The sequence below is a fragment of the Bizionia hallyeonensis genome (assembly GCF_042657385.1).
Classification (GTDB): domain Bacteria; phylum Bacteroidota; class Bacteroidia; order Flavobacteriales; family Flavobacteriaceae; genus Algorimicrobium; species Algorimicrobium hallyeonense.
Genome location: NZ_JBHSLA010000001.1, coordinates 449,056 through 473,686, shown reverse-complemented (window position 1 = coordinate 473,686; position 24,631 = coordinate 449,056). Strand labels below are relative to the sequence as shown.

Annotated in this window: 25 protein-coding genes; 8 read left to right on the top strand and 17 right to left on the bottom strand. The window is 35.1% G+C overall.

Annotated features, from left to right (window positions below; translation table 11 throughout):
* Positions 1–77 precede the first annotated feature (77 nt).
* A complete protein-coding gene (locus ACFPH8_RS02150) occupies positions 78–557 on the bottom strand; it encodes a methylated-DNA--[protein]-cysteine S-methyltransferase (protein ID WP_376858279.1) in 480 nt (159 codons plus the stop codon).
* Complete coding sequence (locus ACFPH8_RS02145; protein ID WP_376858278.1) at positions 557–1,642, bottom strand: CNNM domain-containing protein; 1,086 nt, start codon at positions 1,640–1,642, stop codon at positions 557–559. Before ACFPH8_RS02145 ends, ACFPH8_RS02150 begins: the two co-directional genes overlap by 1 nt.
* 201 nt (positions 1,643–1,843) lie before the next feature.
* Here ACFPH8_RS02145 and ACFPH8_RS02140 point away from each other — a divergent pair, with 201 nt between their 5' ends.
* Positions 1,844–2,881: a sensor histidine kinase gene (locus tag ACFPH8_RS02140; protein WP_376858277.1), complete on the top strand. Its 1,038-nt coding sequence runs from the start codon at positions 1,844–1,846 to the stop codon at positions 2,879–2,881.
* 53 nt (positions 2,882–2,934) lie between these two features.
* Here the strand turns inward: ACFPH8_RS02140 and hemB are convergent, their stop codons facing one another.
* The 7 genes from hemB to hemA all read right to left on the bottom strand — a co-directional run bounded on the left by hemB (position 2,935) and on the right by hemA (position 9,712).
* Complete coding sequence (hemB, locus tag ACFPH8_RS02135) at positions 2,935–3,927, bottom strand: porphobilinogen synthase (RefSeq protein ID WP_376858276.1); 993 nt, start codon at positions 3,925–3,927, stop codon at positions 2,935–2,937.
* Between the two features lie 6 nt (positions 3,928–3,933).
* Entirely contained in the window at positions 3,934–4,323 is a 390-nt protein-coding gene (locus ACFPH8_RS02130; RefSeq protein WP_376858275.1) for a YchJ family protein, read from the bottom strand.
* Between the two features lies 1 nt (position 4,324).
* Complete coding sequence (hemF, locus tag ACFPH8_RS02125; protein WP_376858274.1) at positions 4,325–5,227, bottom strand: oxygen-dependent coproporphyrinogen oxidase; 903 nt, start codon at positions 5,225–5,227, stop codon at positions 4,325–4,327.
* The gene (locus tag ACFPH8_RS02120) at positions 5,217–5,753 is read right to left on the bottom strand and encodes a GNAT family N-acetyltransferase (RefSeq protein ID WP_376858273.1); all 537 of its coding nucleotides are present in this window, start codon (positions 5,751–5,753) and stop codon (positions 5,217–5,219) included. The genes hemF and ACFPH8_RS02120 overlap by 11 nt, the downstream gene beginning before the upstream one ends.
* A gap of 8 nt (positions 5,754–5,761) precedes the next feature.
* Positions 5,762–6,787: a uroporphyrinogen decarboxylase gene (gene hemE / locus ACFPH8_RS02115; RefSeq protein WP_376858272.1), complete on the bottom strand. Its 1,026-nt coding sequence runs from the start codon at positions 6,785–6,787 to the stop codon at positions 5,762–5,764.
* A 92-nt stretch (positions 6,788–6,879) separates the two neighbouring features.
* Positions 6,880–8,457, bottom strand: a complete 1,578-nt coding sequence (gene hemC, locus ACFPH8_RS02110) for a hydroxymethylbilane synthase (protein WP_376858271.1) — start codon at positions 8,455–8,457, stop codon at positions 6,880–6,882.
* Entirely contained in the window at positions 8,450–9,712 is a 1,263-nt protein-coding gene (gene hemA / locus ACFPH8_RS02105; protein ID WP_376858270.1) for a glutamyl-tRNA reductase, read from the bottom strand. Before hemA ends, hemC begins: the two co-directional genes overlap by 8 nt.
* Before the next feature lie 196 nt (positions 9,713–9,908).
* Between hemA and ACFPH8_RS02100 the strand changes: the two genes are divergently transcribed.
* Genes ACFPH8_RS02100 through ACFPH8_RS02075 form a run of 6 tightly spaced genes read left to right on the top strand, consistent with a single transcriptional unit; the run spans position 9,909 to position 16,192 of the window.
* Positions 9,909–10,802, top strand: coding sequence for a helix-turn-helix transcriptional regulator (locus tag ACFPH8_RS02100; protein ID WP_248396658.1), 894 nt, complete (start codon positions 9,909–9,911; stop codon positions 10,800–10,802).
* Positions 10,803–10,852: 50 nt separating this feature from the next.
* Positions 10,853–11,887, top strand: a complete 1,035-nt coding sequence (hemH, locus tag ACFPH8_RS02095) for a ferrochelatase (protein ID WP_376858269.1) — start codon at positions 10,853–10,855, stop codon at positions 11,885–11,887.
* A gap of 35 nt (positions 11,888–11,922) precedes the next feature.
* On the top strand, positions 11,923–13,287 hold the full coding sequence (locus ACFPH8_RS02090; protein WP_248396654.1) for an MATE family efflux transporter: 1,365 nt from the start codon (positions 11,923–11,925) through the stop codon (positions 13,285–13,287).
* A 10-nt stretch (positions 13,288–13,297) separates the two neighbouring features.
* Positions 13,298–13,846 (top strand): CopD family protein, encoded by a 549-nt coding sequence (locus ACFPH8_RS02085; protein ID WP_376858268.1) that lies wholly within the window; start codon positions 13,298–13,300, stop codon positions 13,844–13,846.
* 45 nt (positions 13,847–13,891) lie between these two features.
* Positions 13,892–15,349, top strand: a complete 1,458-nt coding sequence (locus ACFPH8_RS02080; protein ID WP_376858267.1) for a sensor histidine kinase — start codon at positions 13,892–13,894, stop codon at positions 15,347–15,349.
* Positions 15,350–15,409: 60 nt separating this feature from the next.
* The gene (locus ACFPH8_RS02075) at positions 15,410–16,192 is read left to right on the top strand and encodes an enoyl-CoA hydratase/isomerase family protein (protein ID WP_376858266.1); all 783 of its coding nucleotides are present in this window, start codon (positions 15,410–15,412) and stop codon (positions 16,190–16,192) included.
* An 87-nt stretch (positions 16,193–16,279) separates the two neighbouring features.
* Here the strand turns inward: ACFPH8_RS02075 and ACFPH8_RS02070 are convergent, their stop codons facing one another.
* The 4 genes from ACFPH8_RS02070 to ACFPH8_RS02055 all read right to left on the bottom strand — a co-directional run bounded on the left by ACFPH8_RS02070 (position 16,280) and on the right by ACFPH8_RS02055 (position 19,254).
* Positions 16,280–16,936, bottom strand: a complete 657-nt coding sequence (locus tag ACFPH8_RS02070) for an HD domain-containing protein (protein ID WP_376858265.1) — start codon at positions 16,934–16,936, stop codon at positions 16,280–16,282.
* Positions 16,937–17,002: 66 nt separating this feature from the next.
* Positions 17,003–17,992, bottom strand: coding sequence for an acyl-ACP desaturase (locus tag ACFPH8_RS02065; RefSeq protein WP_248396644.1), 990 nt, complete (start codon positions 17,990–17,992; stop codon positions 17,003–17,005).
* 11 nt (positions 17,993–18,003) lie between these two features.
* Entirely contained in the window at positions 18,004–18,741 is a 738-nt protein-coding gene (locus ACFPH8_RS02060) for a lysophospholipid acyltransferase family protein (RefSeq protein WP_376858264.1), read from the bottom strand.
* A gap of 102 nt (positions 18,742–18,843) precedes the next feature.
* On the bottom strand, positions 18,844–19,254 hold the full coding sequence (locus ACFPH8_RS02055; protein ID WP_248396640.1) for a BrxA/BrxB family bacilliredoxin: 411 nt from the start codon (positions 19,252–19,254) through the stop codon (positions 18,844–18,846).
* 211 nt (positions 19,255–19,465) lie between these two features.
* Between ACFPH8_RS02055 and ACFPH8_RS02050 the strand changes: the two genes are divergently transcribed.
* Complete coding sequence (locus ACFPH8_RS02050; protein ID WP_248396638.1) at positions 19,466–20,230, top strand: TerB family tellurite resistance protein; 765 nt, start codon at positions 19,466–19,468, stop codon at positions 20,228–20,230.
* Between the two features lie 65 nt (positions 20,231–20,295).
* Here the strand turns inward: ACFPH8_RS02050 and ACFPH8_RS02045 are convergent, their stop codons facing one another.
* The 4 genes from ACFPH8_RS02045 to ACFPH8_RS02030 all read right to left on the bottom strand — a co-directional run bounded on the left by ACFPH8_RS02045 (position 20,296) and on the right by ACFPH8_RS02030 (position 24,598).
* Positions 20,296–21,456, bottom strand: coding sequence for a metal ABC transporter permease (locus ACFPH8_RS02045; protein ID WP_376858263.1), 1,161 nt, complete (start codon positions 21,454–21,456; stop codon positions 20,296–20,298).
* Positions 21,449–22,576: a metal ABC transporter permease gene (locus ACFPH8_RS02040; RefSeq protein WP_376859095.1), complete on the bottom strand. Its 1,128-nt coding sequence runs from the start codon at positions 22,574–22,576 to the stop codon at positions 21,449–21,451. The genes ACFPH8_RS02045 and ACFPH8_RS02040 overlap by 8 nt, the downstream gene beginning before the upstream one ends.
* Before the next feature lie 77 nt (positions 22,577–22,653).
* Entirely contained in the window at positions 22,654–23,427 is a 774-nt protein-coding gene (locus ACFPH8_RS02035; protein ID WP_376858262.1) for a metal ABC transporter ATP-binding protein, read from the bottom strand.
* A 259-nt stretch (positions 23,428–23,686) separates the two neighbouring features.
* On the bottom strand, positions 23,687–24,598 hold the full coding sequence (locus ACFPH8_RS02030) for a metal ABC transporter solute-binding protein, Zn/Mn family (protein ID WP_376858261.1): 912 nt from the start codon (positions 24,596–24,598) through the stop codon (positions 23,687–23,689).
* Positions 24,599–24,631: the final 33 nt, after the last annotated feature.

Here is a 24,631-nt window from a genome sequence, read left to right as displayed (position 1 = left end):
ATAAATATAGGAATTTTTATTGAGGCTTGTTGTGGTTGATGTGATTAATACCAATTATAATTACGCCACATGTTAGGTTAAAACAAGGCTTGTTGTTTATAAGGGCTTTCGTGCTCTAACAGCCATTTTTTTCGGTGCAGACCACCAGCATAACCTGTTAAACTCCCATCTGAACCAATTACCCGATGGCATGGAACTACAATCCAAAGTGGGTTTTTACCATTGGCATTTGCTACAGCACGAATGGCTTTTATGTCTCCTAGTTTTTTAGAAAGTTCCAAATACGACACCGTTTTACCATAGGGGATTTTACGCAAAGCATCCCAAACGCTTTTTTGAAAAATGGTGCCTTCTGCATTTAATATTAAATCGAATTGCTTACGTTTTCCTTCAAAATATTCATTAAGCTGATAGACGCAATCTTGAAGAGGTTCCGGAATAATATCCGTTAGTTTTTCTTCGGAATTTAAAACGGTTATAGCCGAAATACCATCTGTATCTCCTGTAATTTGGGTGAACCCAAGTGGTGATTTTATAATGCAACGCTCTTGTTCCATTAATCGGTTGGCTTTTCGTTATCAATTAAACCGAGTCGTTTAGCGCGCGCTTCCCATCCACGTCTAGCTAAAACTTGTAAATCTGGAACGTCATCACTTTCGTCCATAATTTCTAAACCTAGAAGGGTTTCAATAACATCCTCCATTGTAACTAAACCACTTACAGAGCCATATTCATCTACCACTAAAGCCAAGTGGTTTTTACTTTCTACCAACTGTTCGAATAAGCGGGGAATAGGAAGGTTGCGATTTATAATAATAATTGGTCTTTTAATAGCTGAAAGTAGCTTGTCACCATTTCCAAAAGCCATTTCCTTAAAAACTTCATCTTTTAAAACGAGTCCTGTTATATTATCTGACTTCTTTGTATAAACAGGAATTCGCGAAAATTTGGTATTGGCATTTTTCTTAAAAAAATCTTCGATGGTTTGATTTTCATTTTCTAAAGACATCACCGTTCTAGGTGTCATGACGTCTTTGGCTAAAACCTCTTTAAATGTGAGCATGTTTTTTATAACCTTACTTTCAGATTCATGAAAAACACCTTCTTCTTCTGCTAAATTGGTTATAGCATGGAAATCTTCGCGGCTTAATACGCTACCATGTGGACTGCCACCAATCAGTTTGGTTGTAAGGCGTAGAAGCCATAAAATTCCTGAATACTTTAAAGGAAACATTAAAATGTTAAGAGTTGTTGCTGTAAACCCAGCCAATGATTTCCAATAGGATGCTCCAATAGTTTTAGGTATAATTTCAGAAACGACTAAAATAAGCAAGGTCATTATTGCCGAGACGATACCAACGGTATTTATACCAAAAACTTCAATTTTAAATGGTAATTTTTCAGCTTCAATACCAACCATCATGGCGCCTAAAGTGTGCGCAATGGTGTTTAAGGTTAAAATGGCAATAAGTGGTTGATCAACATCTTTTTTTAACGCTTCCAACTTGAGCGCATAATCCTTGCCTTCTTGTTTTTTAACAGTAATAAACGTAGGTGTGATACTTAATAATACAGCTTCCAAAATGGAGCATAAAAATGAAAAGAAAATAGATACTGTAGCCCAAAGAATGAGTGTGGTCATTAACGTATTTTTAGTTTCTTGCTAATTTACAAAATCATAAGGGAATTTCAGATTTTAAATATAGTTTCAAAAGTTTGTGGGCTTTTTTTTTAAGGCTATATAATGGCATTGGGTTATTAATATAAGGCATTAAGGTAATTAATGTAGAAAAAAAGTTTCATCTTGTCTTAACAATTGAATACTCTCTAAAGCCCTAAATACATGAAAACTTATCACAAACTTTCGCAAGTATCTTTTCTTAAAAAATATTCGTATAAATTTCTCTTTGTTGCTTTTTTAGGAATCCACATACCATTATTAGGTATCATTATGTATGCGCTTTTTGCTACAACAATTTCTACAACTACGTTTATACTCATTACGTTAGGATTAACGTTGGGAGCAACGGCGTTAACTTTAAAAGTTTTAGATGCATTATTAGACCCCATTATAAAAGGTAAAAATGCACTTAATGCTTTTGTTCAGGACAAAACAGTGCCAGATTTACCTACCAATTATACAGATGAGGTAGGGGAAATGTTAAGAAACATTCAATTTACTATTGAGCGTTTGGATGAGGTAGATCAAGAAAAACAAGACATAATTGAACTCATTTCGCACGATTTACGGACACCTGTTTTACAAACGTTAGGTATTATTGATTTTTTAAAAGAAGATGGTGATGATCCTCAAAAACGGCAAGAGTATATTACGTTGTTAAACGAGGTTGCTACTAAACAAGTGAAATTTTTAGAAGATATGCTTAAAATTTTGAAGGCAAAACATCTTGAAATATCATCTAAAAACTTTGAAATGCTATCGGCCTCCGAAATTATTAATGCCATTATTCACACCTATAAAAAATCTATTGAAGCCAAACAGTTGGTTATTGGTATCAACTTACCCGCTCAATTATCCATACGTGGACATGCCAATGGGATAACACAGGTTTTTGAAAATTTAGTAAATAATGCTATTAAGTTTTCGCAAAAAAACGGTGAAATTCGTATTTCAGGTGAAGAAACCAACAATGAGGTGAAAATTATAATAAAAGATTATGGAATTGGTTTTAACGATCGCACAAAAAGCACTTTATTCAAAAAATTTGTGCCCGGTCATTTAGGAACTAGTGGCGAACCAACAACAGGATTGGGACTTTATTTAACTAAAAAGATAGTAGAGAAACACGGTGGAACGCTTGAGCCTTATAGTGCAGGAAAAGGTACAGGTGCGCAATTTGTGGTATCCATTCCTAAATAATATAAAAAAACCTTACAGCTATGAATTTCTGAACTGTAAGGTTTTTTGCTTTGTTATTTGTTTAATAATTTTACCACATCCTTGGCAAAGTAGGAAGCAATTACATCTGCTCCAGCACGTTTAATGGCTGTTACTTGTTCCATCATAACGGCATCATGATTTAACCAGCCTTTTTCGGCAGCTGCTTTAAGCATGGCATATTCGCCAGAAACTTGATAAACAGCAACAGGAACATCAACCGTATTTTTAATTTCACGAACAATATCCAAATAGCATAAACCTGGTTTTACCATAACCATATCAGCGCCTTCGTCAATATCCATTTCGGTTTCTCGGATGGCTTCAAAACGATTTGCTGGATCCATTTGGTAGCTTTGTTTGTCTTTTGGGACATTTGCCATATCTACAGGTGCAGAATCCAAAGCATCACGAAACGGGCCATAAAAAGCCGATGCGTATTTAGCTGAATAACTCATAATTCCTGTATTGTAAAAACCGTTATTTTCAAAAGCTTCACGAATGCTTAAAATACGACCATCCATCATATCACTTGGTGCTACAAAATTGGCGCCAGCTTCAGCATGAGACAGACTCATATCTGTTAATATATCAACAGTCTCGTCGTTTAAAATTAGGCCGTTTTTTACAATACCATCATGACCATAAGAGGAATATGGATCCATAGCCACATCAGTCATAACCAGCATATCTGGACAAATATTCTTAACCGTTTTAATGGCACGTTGCATTAAACCGTTTGGATTTAAAGCTTCCGTTCCTTTATTATCTTTTAAATTATCAGGCACTTTTACAAACAGTAAAACCGATCTTAAACCTAGATTCCAAAGTTCTTTTATTTCGTTTTCCAAAAGGTCTAAGCTGTAGCGAAAATAATTTGGCATGGAAGCAATTTCTTCTTTTACGCCTTTACCTTCAACTATAAAAAGTGGTACTAAAAAATCGTTTGGCGTTATTATAGTTTCACGAACTAACGAGCGAATAGCTTCGTTTGTTCTTAATCTTCTATTTCTTTTTAGTGGATACATTTTTTATTAATTTTTGGCATAACCTAAATAATACCATGTTTTATTTTCTTTTATAAAAGCCGAATTTTCATGAATAATTTCAACGTTTCCGTTTTCATAAAAATATGCATTAAATGTTACTGTTCCTTCATTATCGTTTTTTAAACCTTTGGTAGTATTTATAATTTCTAGTTTTATCCAGTCTACAGATTGCGCCCATTGTATAATAGCTTCTTTTTCGGAAGTTGGTCTTGAAGAACTGTGATGGGTTTGCATCAAATAATCACCATTGGCAATTACAAATGCACTATACCTAGAACGCATAAGTTGCTCTGCTGTTTCTGTTTTTCCTTGATTTAAATGAAATACTTCACAACAGTCATTATAGGTTTTATTATTTCCGCAGTAACAATTCATATTATACCCAATCTATAGGGTTTTGTAATACCTTAATTAGTTTTTCTTCATCACTTCCGTCTTCTGGATGATGATCATAAACCCATTGTACATGTGGCGGTAAACTCATTAAAATGCTTTCTATTCGACCATTTGTTTTTAGTCCGAAAAGGGTGCCTTTATCATGAACCAAATTAAATTCTACATAACGACCACGACGGATTTCTTGCCAGGTGCGTTGGGCGTCGGTATATGGTAATTCTTTGCGTTTTTCTACAATTGGCGCATAGGCTTCTAAAAAGCTATCGCCAACTTCGGTTACAAAATTATACCAGTTTTCCATGCTCATGGTTTCGGTAGCTTTGCAATAATCGAAAAATAAACCACCTAAACCGCGACCTTCATTTCTATGTGTATTATAGAAATATTCATCACATCTGGCTTTATATTTTGGGTAAAACTCCGGATCATGTTTATCGCATGCCGTTTTACAGGTTTGGTGAAAGTGTATTGCATCCTCTTCAAATAAATAATAGGGTGTTAAATCTTGTCCACCACCAAACCATTGATCTACAATATTTCCATCTTTATCATACATTTCAAAATAGCGCCAATTAGCGTGAACGGTTGGAACCATTGGATTTTTTGGATGCAAAACCAAGCTTAATCCGCAGGCAAAAAAATCAGCATCTTCCACGCCAAAATAGGTTTGCATGGAGTCTGGTAATTTGCCATGAACAGCAGAAATATTCACACCACCTTTCTCAAAAACAGCACCATTTTCAATAACACGTGTTCGTCCACCACCACCTTCTGGTCGTTTCCAAATATCTTCTTGAAATGTAGCTTTACCATCCACCGCTTCTAATTTAGCTGTAATGGTATCCTGTAATGTTTGAATGTATTGGTAGAATTTATTTTTCATACTGTAATTCGTATAGTTCCATATCTAAAACCGATTTACCCGAAACATATTCATTGTCCAAGGTTTTTATCCAAGTAAAGCCATTTCTTTCGGCAATCTGAATGCTGGCCAGATTGGATTTATGGATGATTATCTGTAAGGATTTTAGTTTTAGTTCATTAAAAGCAAAGTTTTTTGCAGCTTTTATACTTCGTGTCATCCAGCCTCGTCCAGAATATTTCTGACCTAAACAATAGGAAAATTCGCCTTGTTTTAATTGATAGTCTATATTTTTTAATATAATTAAACCCGCAACATCATCAGAATCAATATCCTTAATGGCAAAAGTGAACTCCGTTTTATTTTTTATTTGCTTTGTTTTTCTCTGTATATAATTTTTAGAATCTGCTTCAGATAAATTTTCAGATAAGGTTGTAGGCAGATATTGTTGAAATCGTTTTCCATTGGAAATCATTAACCGACTTAAGCTTTGCGCATCTTGTGGTTTTAAGACTTCCAATGAAAAGGATTCTGTTTTTAACTTCATAATGACGTTTAGGCACGATACTCTTTTACAGCATCAATAAACGCTTTGGCATTATCCAAAGGAATATTAGGTAAAATACCGTGACCTAAATTTACGATATATTTATCTTTTCCAAACTCATTAATCATTTGATGAACCATTTTTTTAATTTCCATTGGTGGCGAAAACAAACGCGTTGGATCAAAATTACCTTGTAAAGTAATGTTCCCACCAGTTAAATAACGGGCATTTTTTGGTGAGCATGTCCAGTCAACGCCTAAAGCTGATGCACCAGATTTTGCCATAGTATCTAAGGCAAACCAGCAGCCTTTACCAAAAGCAATTACAGGCGTTTCATCTTTTAAAGCATCAATAATTTGTTGGATATATTGCCAAGAAAATTCTTGATAATCAACAGGTGATAACATGCCACCCCAAGAATCGAATACTTGAACGGCATTAACACCAGCCTTTACTTTTTCTTTTAAATAAGCAATAGTTGTATCTGTAATTTTTTGTAATAATTGGTGTGCAGCAACGGGATTTGTAAAACAAAATTCCTTCGCTTTATCAAAGTTTTTACTGCCTTGCCCTTGTACACAGTAGCATAAAATAGTCCATGGTGAACCTGCAAAACCTATTAATGGCACTTCATCGTTTAACTTTTCTTTGGTAGCTTTAATAGCTTGATATACATAATCCAAAGCAACCGTTACATCCGGAACAATAACGTTGTCCACGTCTTTTTGCGTGCGAATAGGATTGGGTAAGTAAGGCCCGAAATTAGGTTTCATTTGAACCTCAATATTCATAGCCTGCGGAATCACTAAAATATCACTAAATAAAATGGCTGCATCCATGCCGTACCTGCGGATAGGTTGAACCGTAATTTCACTTGCTAACTCTGGGGTTTGACAACGCGTAAAGAAATCATATTTGGCTTTTATTTCCATGAATTCTGGTAAATAACGCCCTGCTTGACGCATCATCCAAACTGGAGGACGCTCTACGGTTTCACCTTTTAATGCTCTTAAAAATAAATCGTTCTTAATCATATCTTGCTATATGCTACTGGCAATTTGCTACTAGCTGTTTTTATTTTAATACTTAACTTTAAATCGTTTGACAGATTTGAAGTCCTTAAATTTTAAATATAGAATTCATTAACCAATTCTACCACACTTTCAACCGTTGGTACTTTTGCTATACGCACATCTTTAAAATATTTCTTGGCTTCGTCTGCTGTGGTCGTACCAATGCAAAATGCAACACCTTTGGCTTTGTTTTTTTGTATATAACTTTCAACCGTTGATGGGCTGTAAAACATAACACCTTCAACCGAATCGGCTATAACTTTTCCATCGTATTTTGTTTCGTAAGCCTCTACCTCTTTAACAGTTATATTATTCTCGGCCAAAATAGTTGGTATGGTGTCTAAATGTAAGTTACTACAGAAATAAGTAACTTCTGTACCCTCCATAAATTCAACCAAATGTTCTGCTAAATCTTGTGCGTAATTAGCAGCAAACTTAACGGGACCGATGCGTTTTTCAATCATACGCTTGGTACGACGACCTACACAGTAAATATTTTTAAACTGTAATTCGGCAGCAGAATAATTTGTGGTTAAAGATTCAACGCCGTTTTTACTAGTAATGATTACGTTTTCAATCTCTTTCTTTAAAATACTTGGGTGAATACGATTTAAGTTGATTTTAGCAAAATCACTACTATCGGCAACCACATCATTATGAAATAATAATCGTTGGTCTTCCGTTAATCTTTTGGTTGAATAGATATTTATTTTTCTATCTGAATTTTTTATATCATCCATGAGGCGTTTTCCGCCACGTTCAATAACATACTCGGCACAAAATTGTGCTAAATTATGGTGCTCACCTAATTTCTCGTTTCTAGTAACTTCAATTTTTTTACTTCCATCAGGACTTAATAAAACACCTGTAAAGTTTATTTCTTCGTCTTTAATAAAAGCTAATGCACCAATAGGAGCAGAACAACCACCTTCTAATAGGTTTAAAAATTTACGTTCTATGGTTGTACAAATTTCGGTTTCTTCATGATTTATTTCGGCACAGATGGCGCGAATTTCTTCATCTTCCTCTAAAGCCGTAACCATAATAGCACCTTGAGCAGGAGCCGGAATCATCCAATTTAGGTTAATGGCATTTTCGGGTCTTTTATCAATACGTCCCAATCCAGCAGCGGCAAAAATAGCGGCATTCCAGTGGTCGTTATCTTCTAATTTTTGTAGACGTAAGTTTACATTTCCACGAATATCTTCAACAGTATGTGTTGGATAGCGGTTTAGCCATTGTGCACGTCTGCGTAAACTACCAGTGGCAATTACGGCATCTTTCTGTGATAAGAATTCTTCGTTATCTTTAAATACCAACGTGTCTCTAACATTTCCTCTTTTAATTACGGCTGCCTGAACAATGCCAGCTGGCAATAAGGTTGGTACATCTTTAAAGGAATGTACCGCAATATCAATGTCATCATTTAACATGGCAATATCTAGTGTTTTAGTGAAAACACCTGTAATTCCAAGCTCGTAAATGGGTTTGTTTAAAACTAAATCGCCTGTAGATTTTACAGGCACAATTACAGTTTTATGTCCAAGTTGCTCTATGATGCTTTGGACTGTTTTGGCTTGCCATAGTGCTAGTTCACTATCACGTGTGCCAATGCGTATTGTTTTAGACATGTTTTATGGTTTCTTCAAGTTGAAATACCTTTTTTATAAGTTCTAGGCTTTCATCAGTAGTAACGGCATCATCTTTTAAGTGATGCGCGAAATGATTGGTAATTTTTTGAATAATATTATTGCTGATCAGTTCAGCTTGCGATTCGTTAAAATCGGCTATTTTTTTTCGTTGTGTATCTAGTTCCGCATTTTTAAAATCCGTTAATTTTAACTTTAAAGCTTTAATGGTTGGTGCAAAACGTCTAGTTACCAACCAACTGCTAAACTCGGCTTTGATGTCTTCAATAATAGCTTCTGCACGCGGAATGTCCAAACGTCTGTTTTCAAGCGTGGCATCTGTCATTTCCGCCAATTGATCCATATGAATTAGAGTTACGTTTGGTAAATCTGTAACGTTGCTATTAACGTTTTTCGGAATGGATAAATCTAAAATTATTAACGGTTTTTTGTTCTGAATAATATCTTTATCAACGGTTGGTAATTGTGCGCCTGTTGCAACAATTAAAACATCAGTCGCGCTAATTTCCTCTTGTAAATTGGCGTAATCTTTTACAATTAAATTGAATTTACCTGCAATGCGTTCTGCTTTATTTTTTGTTCTATTAATAAGGGTTATGTGCGAATTTTTAGAGTGTTTCACCAAATTTTCACAGGTGTTTCTCCCTATTTTGCCTGTTCCAAATAATAGGATGTTTTTTGAAGCAACATCAGTAACTTCATTTAAAATATATTGAACAGATGCAAATGAAACCGATGTAGCTCCTGATGAAATATTCGTTTCTGTTTTAATACGTTTACTTGCTTGAATAACGGAATTTATTAAACGTTCTAAAAATGAATTAACAAGACCTAATTTTTTTGAAGCAATCGTGGCGTTTTTCAATTGACCTATTATTTCAAAATCACCTAAAATTTGACTGTCTAATCCAGAACCTACGCGGAACATGTGTGAGATAGCATCACGGTTTTTATATATGTAAGCTACTTTTTGAAACTCATCAACGGTACCTTTGGTGTTATCACACAAGAGTTTGATAAGTTGGTATGGATGTTCTGCAAAGCCGTAAATTTCTGTACGGTTACACGTAGAGGTAACTATCAAGCTTTCAACACCACTGTTTTTGGCTTGTTCTAACAGGGCTTGTTTTCCAGAATCGTCTAAACTAAAATGACCGCGTATTTCGGCATCCGCTTTTTTATAACTTATCCCGATGGCGTAGAAGTAGGTTCCTTTAGAAATTTGGTATTGCTCCATAGTCGTTTTCAAAATTCCTAACAAATGTAGATTGGTAATGTGGAATAAAGTAACGCTCAAAGAACTATTAGTATCGTTACGGGTTTTTTAACGTTATTTTTCAAAATAATATGATAAATGTCATACTTTTGCAGTCGTACCAACGAATTTAGACTTATTAGTTTAGAATGAATCTAAATAGAAAGAAAAAATATCTATGGCAGATACTGTAAAAAATGTCGCTCAAAGAACTTTTAAAGAAACGAATGTAGATGATGGATTTATCATTTTAACCTATCAAAATGATAATGACCAAGCCGAAATTGTTGAACGCGAGATTGATAGTAGCTTTATTCAATTTCATTTCTGTGTAAAAGGTTCTAGTGTCTTTATGTTTAATAATGGGAGTTATTCTTTAAATATAAAAGAAGAAACGGCTTTATTATTATACAATCCGCAACGTGATTTACCGATACACATGAGTGTTCAACCAAAATCTTGGTTGGTATCCATGATTTTTTCGATTCAAAAATTTCACGGATTATTTTCGCAAGAAGCCAATTACATCACGTTTTTAAGTGGTGATAATAAGGACAAAAAGTATTATAAGGATAGTGTCATTTCGCCATCAATGGCTATTGTGCTTAATCAATTGATTAATTATAATTTAAACTCATCTGTTAAAAGCTTGTATTTTAAAGCGAAAGCATACGAATTATTGAGTTTGTATTTTAATAGAAGCGAAGATGCTAATATTGAACAATGTCCATTTTTAGCGGATGAAACCAATGTATTGAAAATTAAGAAAGCGAAAGATATTATTATTTCACGCATGTCTGAACCTCCAACGCTTCAGGAATTAGCAGATGAAATTCAATTAAGTTTAAAGAAACTAAAGGAAGGCTTTAAAGAAATTTATGGCGATTCTGTATTTAGTTTTCTATTTGATTATAAAATGGAAGTTGCCAGAAAATTATTAGAATCTGGTGATAATAACGTCAATGAAGTAGGTTTAAAAGTTGGTTACAGTACATCTAGTCATTTTATTGCCGCCTTTAAAAAGAAATATGGCACAACGCCAAAAAAATACATAATGTCAGTATCTTCGTAAATTCAAATTCGGAATACAAAAAGAGCTTTAGTTACCAAAAAAAATATTGAATGAAAAAAGGCGTTTTACTCGTTAATCTAGGTTCACCAGATAGTCCAGAACCGAAAGATGTAAAAAAGTATTTAGGAGAATTTTTAATGGATGAACGTGTAATTGATGTGCCACTTTGGGCACGTACCTTGATTGTAAAAGGTATTATCTTAAATACGCGTCCAAAAGCATCAGCAGCTGCTTATAAAAAAATATGGTGGGAAAACGGTTCGCCATTAATTGTGCTTTCTGAACAGTTGCAGGAACGTATTCAGCAAGAGGTGGATTATCCTGTAGCTTTGGCCATGCGTTATGGCAGTATGACTATTAAAAAGGGAATTCAAGAATTAGTAGATAAAGGTGTTGATGCCGTGTTTTTAATACCATTATATCCGCAGTTTGCTATGGCAACAACGGAAACTATTTTGGTGTTGGCAGAGGAAATTCGTCAAGCACATTTTCCAAATATTACCATCAATAGCTTACCTGCTTTTTATAATAATTCTGATTATATTAACGTACTATCCGATAGTATTGCCCGACATTTAGAAGGCAAAAATTACGAACATTTGTTGTTTTCGTATCATGGTGTTCCGGAACGTCATATTCGAAAAAGTGATATTACCAAGTCGCATTGTAAAATTGATGGAAGTTGTTGTGCAACACCATCTCCAGCACATGAATTTTGTTACAGACATCAATGTTTCGAAGTGACGCGTTTAGTGGCTGAAAAATTAGGTTTTGCACCTGGTACATATTCGTCTAGTTTTCAATCCCGTTTAGGTTTCGATCCGTGGTTGTTACCATATACAGACCGAACCATTGAACGACTAGGAAAAGAAGGCATTAAAAACATGGCAATTGTAACGCCAGCCTTTGTGAGTGATTGCCTAGAAACTTTAGAAGAAATTGCCATGGAAGGTGAAGAAATTTTCCACGAAATGGGCGGTAATGAATTTACCACAATTCCTTGTTTAAACGCTGATAAGCCTTGGGTTGATTTATTAGCTAAATGGATTAATAACTGGGCAACTTCTGAACCTGAAACCGTATAAATTGTAGTGAAATTCCGATTATCTAGGAAATAAATATGGCTAAAATTGCATCTGTAGAATTAGGTACAAGTCCCATCGGTAAATTGCTTATCAAGCAAGCTGTACCGGCATCTATAGGTATTTTGGTTATGTCGCTAAATATTTTAGTCGATACCATTTTCGTAGGTCAATGGATTGGTTCAACGGCTATTGCAGCTATTAATGTTGTGTTGCCTGTTTCCTTCTTTATTGCCGCTTTAGGTATGAGCATTGGAATAGGAGGGTCGTCCATTATTTCCCGAGCTCTTGGTGCCAATAATTCCGTAAAAGCTTTAAAAGTTTTTGGAAATCAAATTACCTTAACGTTGTTGCTAACCATTGCCATGGTTACCTTTGGTTTAATTTACGTAAATGATATTATTCCTGCTTTTGGTGGTCAAGGTGCTATTTTTGAGCCAGCCAAAATTTACTATAAAATTGTATTGTATGGAGTTCCTGTTTTAGCATTAAGCATGATGGGAAACACGGTAATTCGTGCAGAAGGCAAACCCAAATTTGCCATGTATGCCATGCTAATTCCGTCCGTGGGAAATTTAATTTTAGACTACGTTTTTATAAACCTGTTGGATTATGGTATGGCAGGAGCCGCATGGGCAACAACGGGTTCTTATATTCTATGTCTTGCTTTTATCGTTTGGTTTTTTCTATCTAAACATTCTGAATTAAAACTGAATTTTTCGCATTTAGGACTCAATAAAAGCATCGTTTCAGAAATCAGTTCATTAGGTTTCGTTACTCTTGCTAGACAAGCTGTTGTTAGTATTACCTATTTATTTATGAATAATATTCTGTACGATTTAGGTGGCGAAACATCCGTTACGGCGTACGCTATTGTAGGACGAATGCTCATGTTTGCGCTTTTTCCCGTTTTTGGCGTTACCCAAGGATTCTTGCCAATAGCTGGTTATAATTATGGTGCAGAAAAGTATGATCGTGTTAAAGAAACCATATATACGGCTATAAAATATGCTGCGGGTTTAGCTACTTTAGTTTTTCTTTTATTAATGATTTTTCCAGAAGCAATTACGCGTTTATTTACATCAGATACCGAAGTAATTGCGGAAACTCCAAGCGCTATGCGATGGGTTTTTGCAGCCACACCTATTATTGCACTACAACTTATTGGTGCTGCCTATTTTCAGGCTGTAGGAAAGGCTATTCCGGCATTACTATTAACACTAACAAGGCAAGGATTTTTCTTTATCCCGCTCATTTTAATTTTGCCCCATTTTTATGGCGAAATGGGTGTTTGGATGTCCTTTCCTATTGCTGATGTGTTATCAACTATTGTTACCGGATTTTTTCTTCAAAAGGAAATAAAAAAGAGTCTTACCTTACCCGTAACTGAAAATAACTCATAATTTTAATCACGTGGAATATTACAACTACATAAAATCCCTTCATCTTATATTTGTCGTTACTTGGTTTGCAGGTTTGTTTTACATTCCTAGATTGTTTGTGTATCAAATTGAAGCATATCATAAACCATCACCAGACAAAGAAATTTTAGGCACGCAATTAAAATTAATGGCCAAGCGACTTTGGAATATCATTACCTGGCCATCTGCTATTTTAGCAACTGTTTTTGCTGTTTGGTTGCTGGTTTTACAACCGGTTTGGTTGGAACAACCTTGGATGCATGTTAAATTACTATTTGTTTTACTACTTATTATTTACCAATTAAAAACACATCAATTTTATAAACAACTTCAGAAAGATGATGTACGGAAATCATCAAATTTTATGCGACTTTGGAACGAAGGAGCCACTTTTATTCTATTTGCCGTTGTGTTTTTAGTCATCCTGAAAAGCGCTATAAATTGGGTGTTTGGTGTAATAGGCATATTCGTTTTAGGTATTTTATTGATGTTAGGATTTAAGATTTATAAAAATATTAGAAGCAAAAATCCCAATGCTTAAAATATTGGCGTAATTCTTGTTAACTTAAAAACTTAAACGCGATACATGAAATTAGCCAGACTCTCTTTAAGATTACGCATTTTTATTGCCATGATTTTGTTGGTGTTATTGGCTTCTATTCTAATTGCGGGTGTTACCATTTATCAATATAATGAGGAAGCTCGAGAATATCATCAAGATAGACTGGAGCGTAAGGAGGAAAACATTCGGGCCAGTATAGAGTATACCATTAAGGAAACCACTTACGAGGTAATTCCTGAAATGATGACGCTTATTTTCAAGGATGCCATCTATCAAATAGCTACCATCCATAATATGGAAATAAATCTGTATGATTTAGAAGGTGGTTTGTTAAAATCATCTAAAGCCAGTTTTGAATCGGATTCACTTACCCAATGTTTGGATGCTAAAATATTAAATACCATTTCTCATTCGTTAGACCATCGCTACGTAACGAATACTTTGGAGAATTCTGATAATTATTTATCATCCTACTCCATCATCACAGATAAACGTTTTAAACCGCTAGCTATATTGAATTTACATTATTTAGAAAACGATGATTTTCTAAATAAAGAATTACGCGAATTTTTAGAACGCTTAAGCTATGCCTATTTTGTAATGTTAATTATTGCTATTGGTTTAGCCTATTTATTGTCAAAATACATTACAAAATCACTTAAAACTATAAGTGATAAAATGAATGAAACACGCTTTGAAACACGTAATAAAAAGATTGATATTGGCTCTACCAGTCAAGAAATTGCTATTCTAGTAAACTCGTATAATAGTATGATTGACGAGCTAGAAGCCAGTGCGGTAAAATTAGCAACTAGCGAGCGTGAACAAGCTTGGCGCGAAATGGCTAAACAAGTGGCTCATGAAATTAAAAACCCACTAACACCCATGCGGTTGAGTGTCCAAAGTTTTCAACGTAAATTTGATCCTGAAGACCCTAATATTTACGAAAAAGTAGATGAATATAGCAAAACCTTAATTCAACAAATAGATACTATGAGTTCTATTGCTTCGGCATTTTCAAATTTTGCAAAAATGCCTGCTCAAGAAAATGAAACCTTAAATGTGGTAAAAATTGTTAAGTTAGCCTTGGATATTTTTAATGAAGATTACATTGTTTTTATAGCCGAAAAGAAGGAAATTATAGCCAATTTTGATAGAACACAACTCATTCGTGTGGTAACTAATTTAGTTAAAAATGGTATTCAAGCCATTCCTGAAGATGGTTTAAAAACACCAAAAATTGTTGTTGAGGTTCGGGACGATAATGGGTTTGTAAACATTATTGTAACCGATAATGGAAAAGGTATTTCAGAAGAAAATAAAGAAAAAATATTTGAGCCCAAATTTACAACCAAAAATAGTGGAATGGGATTAGGCTTAGGAATGGTTAAGAATATTGTGGAAACTTATAACGGAAATATTACCTTTACATCACAACTAAATAAAGGAACGACCTTTACAGTAACGATTCCTAAAAAATAAATTTAATATTAATTAGGAGTGCTCTGATTACTTGGAGCCACTTGTTAAAAATCAACATACATGTCATATAACAACATTCTTTCCGAAACCCAAAACGGATTAACAACCATTACAATAAACAGACCTAGTAAATTAAACGCTTTAAATAAGGAAACCATTCAGGAATTGCATGATGCTTTTAAAGCTGCCAATTCGGATTCGGCCACTAAAGTTATTATTATTACGGGAAGTGGCGAAAAGGCCTTTGTTGCAGGAGCAGATATTAGCGAATTTGCCAACTTTGATGAATATAATGGCGGGAAATTGGCCGCTAAAGGTCAGGACCTTCTTTTTAATTTTGTTGAAAATTTAAGCACACCAGTTATTGCTGCTGTTAATGGCTTTGCATTGGGTGGCGGATTAGAATTGGCTATGGCTTGCCATTTTAGAATAGCGAGTATGAATGCTAAAATGGGACTTCCTGAAGTGTCATTAGGTGTTATTCCAGGTTATGGTGGTACACAACGTTTACCACAATTAGTAGGTAAAGGTCGTGCCATGGAAATGGTTATGACAGCGGGAATGATTGATGCCAATCAAGCTTTGGAATACGGATTGGTTAACCACGTAACAACAGAAGACGACCTTATTCCGCTTGCAGAAAAAATTGCTGGCAAAATTATGCGTAATTCTTCCGTAGCCATAAAAGGCGCTATTAAAGCCGTTAATGCGAATTTTAAAGATGGTGTAAATGGATACGATGTGGAAATTGAAGAATTTGGAAATTGCTTTGGAACAGACGATTTTAAAGAAGGAACAACAGCCTTTTTAGAAAAACGTAAAGCCGATTTCCCAGGGAAATAAAACTCAATAATTTGTAGTAAATTAAAACCTGAACACACTTTGTTTTCAGGTTTTTTTATGGTAAATGGTGAAAATTTTTAATGAAATTTATCGCTTTCCATCCCATTCGGCAAAAAATTGCTCTAAAAATTCAACCATAAACTGATGACGTTGCTCCGCAATTTGTTGACCAGTTTTGGTATTCATCTTATCTTTTAATAGCAGTAATTTTTCATAAAAATGATTGATAGTTGGTGAATCTGATTTTTTATAGGTCGCTTTATCCATATTCAAATCAGGTTTAATGTCTGGATTATAAAGTGCCCGGTTTTTAAAGCCACCATAATTAAAAGTTCTGGCAATGCCTATGGCTCCTAATGCATCTAGTCTGTCCGCATCTTGAACCACATCCAATTCGGGTGATGAAAAAGATTTATTGGGATCTAAACTTGAACTATATGAAATATGCGTAATAATTTGAACGACATGCTCAATGGTTTTGGAATCCACATTTTCTTTAAACAAAAATTCACGTGCTGTTTGTGGACCAATAGTTTCATTGCCATTATGGAATTTACTATCTGCAATGTCATGAAGTAAAGCTCCTAAAGCGACAACGAAATCATCGACAGCTTCGTTTTTTGAAATAAGTAAGGCGTTTTTATATACACGTTCTATATGAAACCAGTCGTGTCCCCCTTCGGCATCTTGTAACTGGGTTTTTACAAAAGCGATGGTATTTGTTAATGTTTGTTGATTTTTCATAAAGTGTTAAAAATAAGAATTCCTTCCAGTAAACTGAAAGGAATTTAAAAATTAATATGTGAAATATTACTTTAAAGAAGCGGGCTCCACCCACTTAAACTGAAATGAGTTTTCAGGTACTTTCATGCGTTCCGAAAGTCGGGTTAAACGCGCTGGTAGTTTCATGAGGTAATCTCTTGCTTTTTCAGCTTCATCAGACAGATTGGTAATTTTATCAATTTCCCAACGCACTAATAATTTGTCTAAAATAGCTACATAATCAGCAGATGTATAGACACCTATTCGCTGTGCTGTGTTTGAAAACTCTTCAAAAGCTGTTCCTATTTTATTTCCAGATTCTCTTAAAAAATGTGCTGGCATCGTGATTTTTAATTTCATCATGTGTTGAAACGCTAGCATCATCTGATTAGGGTCTACAGCAAAAATGCGTTCTACAAACTCACAGTAAGCATGATGGTGACGCATTTCATCACCAGAAATAATTTTACACATTTTAGATAGTTGCTTGTTGCCTCTATCTTTTGCTAATTTGGCTACGCGGTTGTGCGAAATATAAGTTGCCAATTCCTGAAAGCTGGTGTATAAAAAGTTTTTATAAGGATCACGATCAGTTCCAATATCAAAACCATCAGCAATAAGGTGCTGTGTGGTTATTTCAATTTCTTTCATATTTACGCGTCCCGATAAATACAAGTATTTATTCAGTACATCACCATGACGGTTTTCTTCAGCGGTCCAATGGCGAACCCATTTTCCCCAAGAATTTCGTCCCACTTGATCCACACCTTCTACATCCATTAACCAAGATTCGTAGGTTGGTAAGGCTTCTTCAGTAATCATATCACCTACTAAAACTACCCAAAAATCGTAAGGCAATTCTTTAGAAAGCTCACGGATTTCTTTCACACTTTCTAGAAAATTATCACTTTCAGAATTAGGTAAAAAATCTGATGGTTGCCAAATACTATCAACAGGAATTAAATATTTTTCTATAAGTGCATCCACATCCTTCTCAAGGTGTTGCATGACTTCCAATCGTACGTTTTTTAAAGACATAATGTTGAATTTTAAAGTTCTATTGCCGAGGCAATTGTGCTTTCAATTTGCTCAATTAGCTTCGACTTATTCTCAAAGGTAGCTAATTTTATAGGGTTATGAACCGTTAATTTTACATGATTTCCAATTCCCATTGGGAATTTCCCATATTTTAATAGCTTCCAGGAATTGTTAATGGTAATAGGAACTATAATGGCGGACGGGATTTTTTTAATTAAAATTTCGAGTCCTTTTGTTTGAAATGGTTTAGGTTGGCCATTTTTACTTCGCGTACCTTCTGGGAAAATAACAGCTGTACCCTTGGTTTCTTCAATATATTCACCAAATTTCATCAGTGCTGGAAGTGCTTGTCTTGGGTTTTTTCTGTCGATTAAAACCGATCCACCATGACGTAAATTATAGGACACACTTGGAATACCTCTTCCAAGTTCCTTTTTACTAATAAATTTTGGATTAATCTCGCGCAAATACCACATTATAGGCGAAATATCATACATGCTTTGATGGTTAGCCACAATAATTACAGGGTGACCTTTTGGAATATCATGGGTGTTTGTAAAAGTGTAACGCGTTCCTAAAATATTGGTACAGCGCATAATGAAGAATTGCAACCAATCTACACTAATTTTATGGGCTTTACGACCTAGCACATTAAAACAAAACCATTGAATTGGGTGGAAAACAACCAATGTTAATAAAAAGAAAACGGCATAAATACTCGTTAAAATATAGGCGACAATTTTTTCCATTTTAATGATATCTAATAAGTACTGCTAAATTACTTTAAACTGTTTCATGCACAAAAAAAACCACGATAAAATCGTGGTTTAAATTTGAATTAAATACCTGTTTTAGCAATTTGCGTTGTAGGCATCTTTTAAGTTTTCTGCTATCATTTCAGCTGGACGACCTTCAATATGATGACGTTCAAGCATGTGGACTAATTCGCCATCTTTAAACAAAGCCATACAAGGTGAACTTGGAGGAAATGGTACCATGTGCTGACGCGCTTGGTTAACGGCATCTTTATCAACACCTGCAAAAACCGTTACAATATGGTCTGGTTTTTTAGTGTTATCTAAACTCATGCGCGCTCCTGGACGTGCATTGGCTGCTGCACAACCGCAAACGGAATTTACAACCACAAGTGTTGTACCTTCTTTAGCTAAAGCTGCATCTACAGCTTCGGCAGTGTGTAATTCTTCAAAACCAATTTTGGTTAAGTCTTCACGCATTGGTTTTACTAATTCTGCTGGATACATATATATTCTGTTTTATATGATTAATAAATATTGAATTGCAAAGATACCAATTGTGTAACAAATGCCGTAAGCAATCTACTAACAAATAGTATATTTACGCAAAATTTTAATTTTTAAGAGTGGATTTCGTAAACCTGAAAATCCATTCTTCAGTTTTTAGAAGTATTTTAATAGTTTCAGGTTTTTATATAAATAAAAAATTAGCGTTTACATGAATTTTTCAAAATGGATAGGAGCCGCTATAGGCTGGTCGTTTGGTGGCCCAATTGGTGCTATAATTGGCTTGGCTTTAGGTGGATTAATGGATGTGTTTTCAGATAGAACAGATTTGGATACTATTTTCGGCCAAGGTCAAAAGGGCGGAACCTATGGATCCCGACCAACAAGAGCACAAACCCGTTCTGGCGATTTTGAGGTTAGTTTGTTGGTGTTAGCATCAGTGGTTATAAAGGCCGATGGGAAGCAGGACCAACGCGAATTGGATTTTGTACGTCAGCAGTTTGCACACATGTACGGGAAAGAGCGTGCTAATCATGCTTTTCAGTTGTTTAAAAGAATTAATAAGCAGGAAATTCCTGTGCAGCAAGTGTGTTTACAAATCAGACAAATGATGGATCATCCGTCGCGTTTACAATTATTACATTTTCTCTTTGGAATAGCCAAAGCCGATGGTCATGTAACGGAAGCAGAAGTAAATAAAATTTATACTATTTCAGGCTATTTAGGTATTCGCTCCATAGATTATGAAAGCATAAAAGCTATGTTTTATAATAGCAGTGATAATGCCTATAAAATTTTAGAGATTGAAAAATCTGCAACGGTAACCGAAATAAAAGCAGGTTACCGAAAAATGGCTAAAAAGTATCATCCAGATCGCGTGATTCATTTAGGAAAAGAACACCAAATAGGTGCTGAAGAAAAGTTCCGACAAGTGCAAGACGCTTATGAGCAATTGCAGAAGGAGCGTGGGTTTTAAATTAAGGGCAACAGGTTTATTGGTCAAAAAATAAAATATGAACCCTAATTTGTTTTTAAGATGGATTAACCCCTAAACAAAAAGAAATCATCTTTCATATCTTCAATTTGAGCATCTTCGTTGGTAATGATATAATCGATAGCTTGTGAGGTAAATATATCCCCTTTTTCGGTTAAGGAAACAAGGTTGTTATCAATAGTAATCATATTGTTTTTTTGAGCTAAATCTAAAACCGTTTTTGCTCGAATTTTTTGCCAGTTAATATGTTCGGAAAGATGATTCACATGGCGTTCACTAGCTTCAGCGTGGTTTTTTAAATGCAGTAAAAAGGTGAGAAGCGACACTTCAATTTTTTGCTGTTTCTCACGATACATTACGGCAATTAATCCTTTGCTAGGTGCAAATAAATACACAATTAAAAATAAAACACCTAACATGGTAGTGATGGATCCCGCAATGGAAGCATCTAACCAATGCGCTAGCCAATAACCAGAAATAGCACTAAACACGCCAAAAAACATGGATAATGCGAGCATTTTCTTTAAATCGGTTGTTAGTAAATAGGCACTGGCAGCAGGAGCAATCATAAGCGCCACGACTAAAATAGCACCAACAGCATCAAAGGCGCCAACAGTTGTTACCGATGAAACCGTCATTAATCCATAATGAATAGCGACAGGTGAAAATCCTAAAGATGCTGCCAAACCAGCATCAAACGTGCTTAATTTGAGTTCTTTAAAAAAGGCGATTAAAAGTCCAATTGTAATTAATAGAATGGAGCCAATTACCCAAAGGGATTTTGGGCCAACATCTGTTCCTGAAATAATGAGTCTATCAAAAGGGGCAAATGCTAATTCACCTAGTAAAACAGCATCTACATCTAGGTGGATGTCATTGGCATTTTTTGCAATCATAATGACACCAATACTAAACAGGGCCGGAAAAACGAGTCCGATAGCTGTGTCTTCCTTTACTAATCCTGTTTTCTGAATTTGTTCCACCAAAACAACCGTAATTACACCAGTTAATGCTGCTAAAAGTATAAGTAATGGCGAATTTAAATCTTGGGTAATAAAAAATCCAACCACTAAACCTGGTAAAATAGAATGACTAATGGCGTCACTAATCATGGCCATTTTCCGCAGTACCAAGAAGGTTCCTGGAATGGCACAGGCTAAGGCCACCAAACTAGCAATAAGCTGAATTTCAAATTGTGCGCTACTCATGTTTTGTAGTTTGTTGGTTGTACAAATTGGAAGCGGTTTCAAAACCTTCCTGCGTTAAACTCCACATCGTTCCATCAAGCGTTACATAATTTTTATCGACTAATTTTTGAAGTGTTCCTCTTGTAAATCCTTGAAAATTATTTAGAATTTTAATGGTATGCGGATGCGAAATATTATCGTGTGTTTTCGCAATTTGAAACATGAATGCTAACGTTTTATGTTGTTCTAAATCACGACGATTTTTAATAAATCTAATTTGTCTGAAAAGTAATCCACGATTTGGTGAAAAAATAAAGGAAAACAATACAAACACGGATGCCACTAAAACAATTACGGGTCCTGTAGATAAGTTGTTTTGACTAGCGCTAATGGCCGTTCCAAAAACACCCGAAAATGCACCAAAAATAGCCGCCAGAAATACCATGGTACTTAAACTATTTGTCCACTGTCGCGCTGCAGCTGCAGGTGCTAAAAGCATGGCGCTCATTAATACCACGCCAACTGTTTGTAGGCCTAAAACAATGGCCACCACGATGAACGAGGTAATAAGAATGTCAATTATTTTTGTGTTAAAACCAATGGTTTGTGCATAATCTTTATCGAATAAAAGAATTTTAAATTCTTTCCAAAATAGGAGCAAAACAATTAAGCAAAGCCCAGTAACCATCGCCATCAGCCAAACATCACTTTCTACAAGCGTTGCTGCCTGGCCAAATAAATATTTTTCCAAACCCGCTTGATTGGCATTGGGTTGTTTTTGAATAAAGGTTAATAAGAGCATTCCAAATCCAAAAAACAAGGACAAAATTAATCCTAAAGCCGTATCTGATTTTAAGTGTGTTTTAGTAACAATTCCACGAATCCAAAACGTTCCGATTAAGCCGCTTACTAAAGCACCAAGTAATAAGGTGTTGCTGTCTTTGGCTCCTGTAATTAAAAATGCAATGGCAATTCCAGGCAAGGCAGCATGCGAAATGGCATCACCTAGTAAGCTTTGTTTTCGCAATACAGCAAAACTTCCTAGCATACCAGTTACGGCTCCTAAAATAGCAGTGCCAAGCGTGATAGTACGTAAAGTATAATCGTTGATGAGGAGTTCTATGTATTGTGTTAAGTCTATTAGTCTTTAGTTTTTAGGATATGTTTCTATACTTAATTTTGGTATATATCTAAAAGATTCCTGCGTTCGCAGGAATTTTATTTCTGAATACTCACTTTATAATTAATACCATAGGTCTTTGTTAGATTATCATCATTAAAAATATCTTTAACAGGACCTGTGGCAATTTTTTTCACATTCAAGAAAGTCACCCAATCAAAATACTCCGGAACGGTTTGTAAATCGTGATGGACAACAATGACCGTTTTATTCGCTTTTCGTAAAGCTTTTAGGATGTTAATAATGGCAATTTCAGTTGTAGCATCCACACCTTGAAAGGGTTCATCCATAAAATAAATGGAAGCATCTTGAACGAGTGCTCGTGCTAAAAAAATACGTTGTTGCTGACCACCAGACAGCTGACTAATTTGACGGTTTTTAAAGGCTAACATCCCCACTTGTTCCAAGGCTTCTAAAGATGCTTTTTTCTCCTTTTGCCCTGGTCGTTTAATCCAGCCCAAACTTCCATAAGTTCCTATCATAACAACATCTAAAGCTGTAGTAGGAAAATCCCAATCCACACTGCCTTTTTGTGGAACATACGCTACTAAATCTCGTTGTTTATTATAGGGTTTGCCGTAAATACTTACACTACCAGCAATAGGTTTTAAAATTCCTAAAATGGCTTTGATAAGCGTGGATTTTCCGGCGCCATTTGGGCCAACAATGGCCATAAGCACGCCTTCTGGGATTTCCAAGTCAATATCCCAAAGTACGGGTTTGTAGTTATAGGCAACGGTAAGGTCGTCTATTTGAACCGCCATGACGCCCGACGGGTCCGTTATGTTTTTATTTTCGTTTGGTTGTTTCATAAATATATTTCTGTTCATTTTGTCTTGATACAAAACGAACCAAAAAATCATTGTCAAAATTAGTAAATCACTAAAGTGCCATTCGTTTTCAAATCTTCATGCTTGAAGCTGCGCTTCTCAATTCCGTTTTTTCACTCATTATTTCTGAATTTTGATGGTCAATTCTACGAGTTGATAAGGGAATTTCACCTTACCATTTTTTTAGTTCTTTACATGTCTTTAATCAAAAAAGAACTTGAATTTTTATAATTCACTTTTATTACTTGAGCGCATTCACAATCGTATTCACATTATAGGTAAACATACCAATATACGTACCTTCTTTTGTGCCAGCATTTCCCAATGCATCTGAATATAATGTGCCACCAATTTGCACATCAAAACCTTTAGATTGTACGGCAGCTTGGAGTGCTTCAATAGTACGTTTTGGCACGGAACTTTCTACAAAAATAGCTTTTACTTGTTTGTCAATAATAAAGGTAGCTAAATTTTGAACGTCTTGAACACCAGCCTCGGTAGCCGTTGATAACCCTTGAAGCCCAACAACTTCAAAACCGTAAGCTTGGCCAAAATAATTAAATGCATCATGAGCGGTAACTAGAATACGTTTGTCTTCCGGTAGTGTACTGATTACAGACTTTATTTCTTCATTTAAAGCTTTTAACTTTTCTAAATAATCCGCACCATTTTTTTCGAAAGCTGCTTGATGTTCTGGGTTGGCTTCTGATAATTTTTCGACAACAAATTGTGTAATTAATTCCCAATTTGTTACATCAAACCAAATATGGGGATCATAATTAGAGGCGAAATATTCAGACCCAATTAGTGTTTTTTTATCTACCGCATTTGAAACGGCAATGGTATTAATATTTTGACTTCCCATTTTTTCGAAGACTTCAACGAGTTTGCCTTCCAAGTGTAATCCGCCATAAAAAATAACATCAGCATGCGCAATTTTATTGACATCGCCTTCACTGGCTTTATATAAATGTGGATCTACACCGCTTCCCATTAAACCCTCAACATCTATATAATTCCCACCAATATTTTGAACTAAATCGGTTATCATAGTTGTGGTTGTAACAACTTGTAATTTGGAATTGGTGTTATTTTCGTTTTTACAAGAATAAACTATTCCCAAAATTGTAATGACAAAAACTAATTTTTTCATAAGCCTAAATTATAGTTGCGAAGGTACTAAAAA

What these genes read in the sequence shown, in the direction of transcription:
- ACFPH8_RS02150 (WP_376858279.1), bottom strand. Translation starts at nt 557, where the DNA reads ATGGAACAAGAGCGTTGCATTATAAAATCACCACTTGGGTTCACCCAA.
- ACFPH8_RS02145 (WP_376858278.1), bottom strand. Translation starts at nt 1,642, where the DNA reads ATGACCACACTCATTCTTTGGGCTACAGTATCTATTTTCTTTTCATTT.
- ACFPH8_RS02140 (WP_376858277.1), top strand. Translation starts at nt 1,844, where the DNA reads ATGAAAACTTATCACAAACTTTCGCAAGTATCTTTTCTTAAAAAATAT.
- hemB (WP_376858276.1), bottom strand. Translation starts at nt 3,927, where the DNA reads ATGTATCCACTAAAAAGAAATAGAAGATTAAGAACAAACGAAGCTATT.
- ACFPH8_RS02130 (WP_376858275.1), bottom strand. Translation starts at nt 4,323, where the DNA reads ATGAATTGTTACTGCGGAAATAATAAAACCTATAATGACTGTTGTGAA.
- hemF (WP_376858274.1), bottom strand. Translation starts at nt 5,227, where the DNA reads ATGAAAAATAAATTCTACCAATACATTCAAACATTACAGGATACCATT.
- ACFPH8_RS02120 (WP_376858273.1), bottom strand. Translation starts at nt 5,753, where the DNA reads ATGAAGTTAAAAACAGAATCCTTTTCATTGGAAGTCTTAAAACCACAA.
- hemE (WP_376858272.1), bottom strand. Translation starts at nt 6,787, where the DNA reads ATGATTAAGAACGATTTATTTTTAAGAGCATTAAAAGGTGAAACCGTA.
- hemC (WP_376858271.1), bottom strand. Translation starts at nt 8,457, where the DNA reads ATGTCTAAAACAATACGCATTGGCACACGTGATAGTGAACTAGCACTA.
- hemA (WP_376858270.1), bottom strand. Translation starts at nt 9,712, where the DNA reads ATGGAGCAATACCAAATTTCTAAAGGAACCTACTTCTACGCCATCGGG.
- ACFPH8_RS02100 (WP_248396658.1), top strand. Translation starts at nt 9,909, where the DNA reads ATGGCAGATACTGTAAAAAATGTCGCTCAAAGAACTTTTAAAGAAACG.
- hemH (WP_376858269.1), top strand. Translation starts at nt 10,853, where the DNA reads ATGAAAAAAGGCGTTTTACTCGTTAATCTAGGTTCACCAGATAGTCCA.
- ACFPH8_RS02090 (WP_248396654.1), top strand. Translation starts at nt 11,923, where the DNA reads ATGGCTAAAATTGCATCTGTAGAATTAGGTACAAGTCCCATCGGTAAA.
- ACFPH8_RS02080 (WP_376858267.1), top strand. Translation starts at nt 13,892, where the DNA reads ATGAAATTAGCCAGACTCTCTTTAAGATTACGCATTTTTATTGCCATG.
- ACFPH8_RS02075 (WP_376858266.1), top strand. Translation starts at nt 15,410, where the DNA reads ATGTCATATAACAACATTCTTTCCGAAACCCAAAACGGATTAACAACC.
- ACFPH8_RS02070 (WP_376858265.1), bottom strand. Translation starts at nt 16,936, where the DNA reads ATGAAAAATCAACAAACATTAACAAATACCATCGCTTTTGTAAAAACC.
- ACFPH8_RS02065 (WP_248396644.1), bottom strand. Translation starts at nt 17,992, where the DNA reads ATGTCTTTAAAAAACGTACGATTGGAAGTCATGCAACACCTTGAGAAG.
- ACFPH8_RS02060 (WP_376858264.1), bottom strand. Translation starts at nt 18,741, where the DNA reads ATGGAAAAAATTGTCGCCTATATTTTAACGAGTATTTATGCCGTTTTC.
- ACFPH8_RS02055 (WP_248396640.1), bottom strand. Translation starts at nt 19,254, where the DNA reads ATGTATCCAGCAGAATTAGTAAAACCAATGCGTGAAGACTTAACCAAA.
- ACFPH8_RS02050 (WP_248396638.1), top strand. Translation starts at nt 19,466, where the DNA reads ATGAATTTTTCAAAATGGATAGGAGCCGCTATAGGCTGGTCGTTTGGT.
- ACFPH8_RS02045 (WP_376858263.1), bottom strand. Translation starts at nt 21,456, where the DNA reads ATGAGTAGCGCACAATTTGAAATTCAGCTTATTGCTAGTTTGGTGGCC.
- ACFPH8_RS02035 (WP_376858262.1), bottom strand. Translation starts at nt 23,427, where the DNA reads ATGAAACAACCAAACGAAAATAAAAACATAACGGACCCGTCGGGCGTC.
- ACFPH8_RS02030 (WP_376858261.1), bottom strand. Translation starts at nt 24,598, where the DNA reads ATGAAAAAATTAGTTTTTGTCATTACAATTTTGGGAATAGTTTATTCT.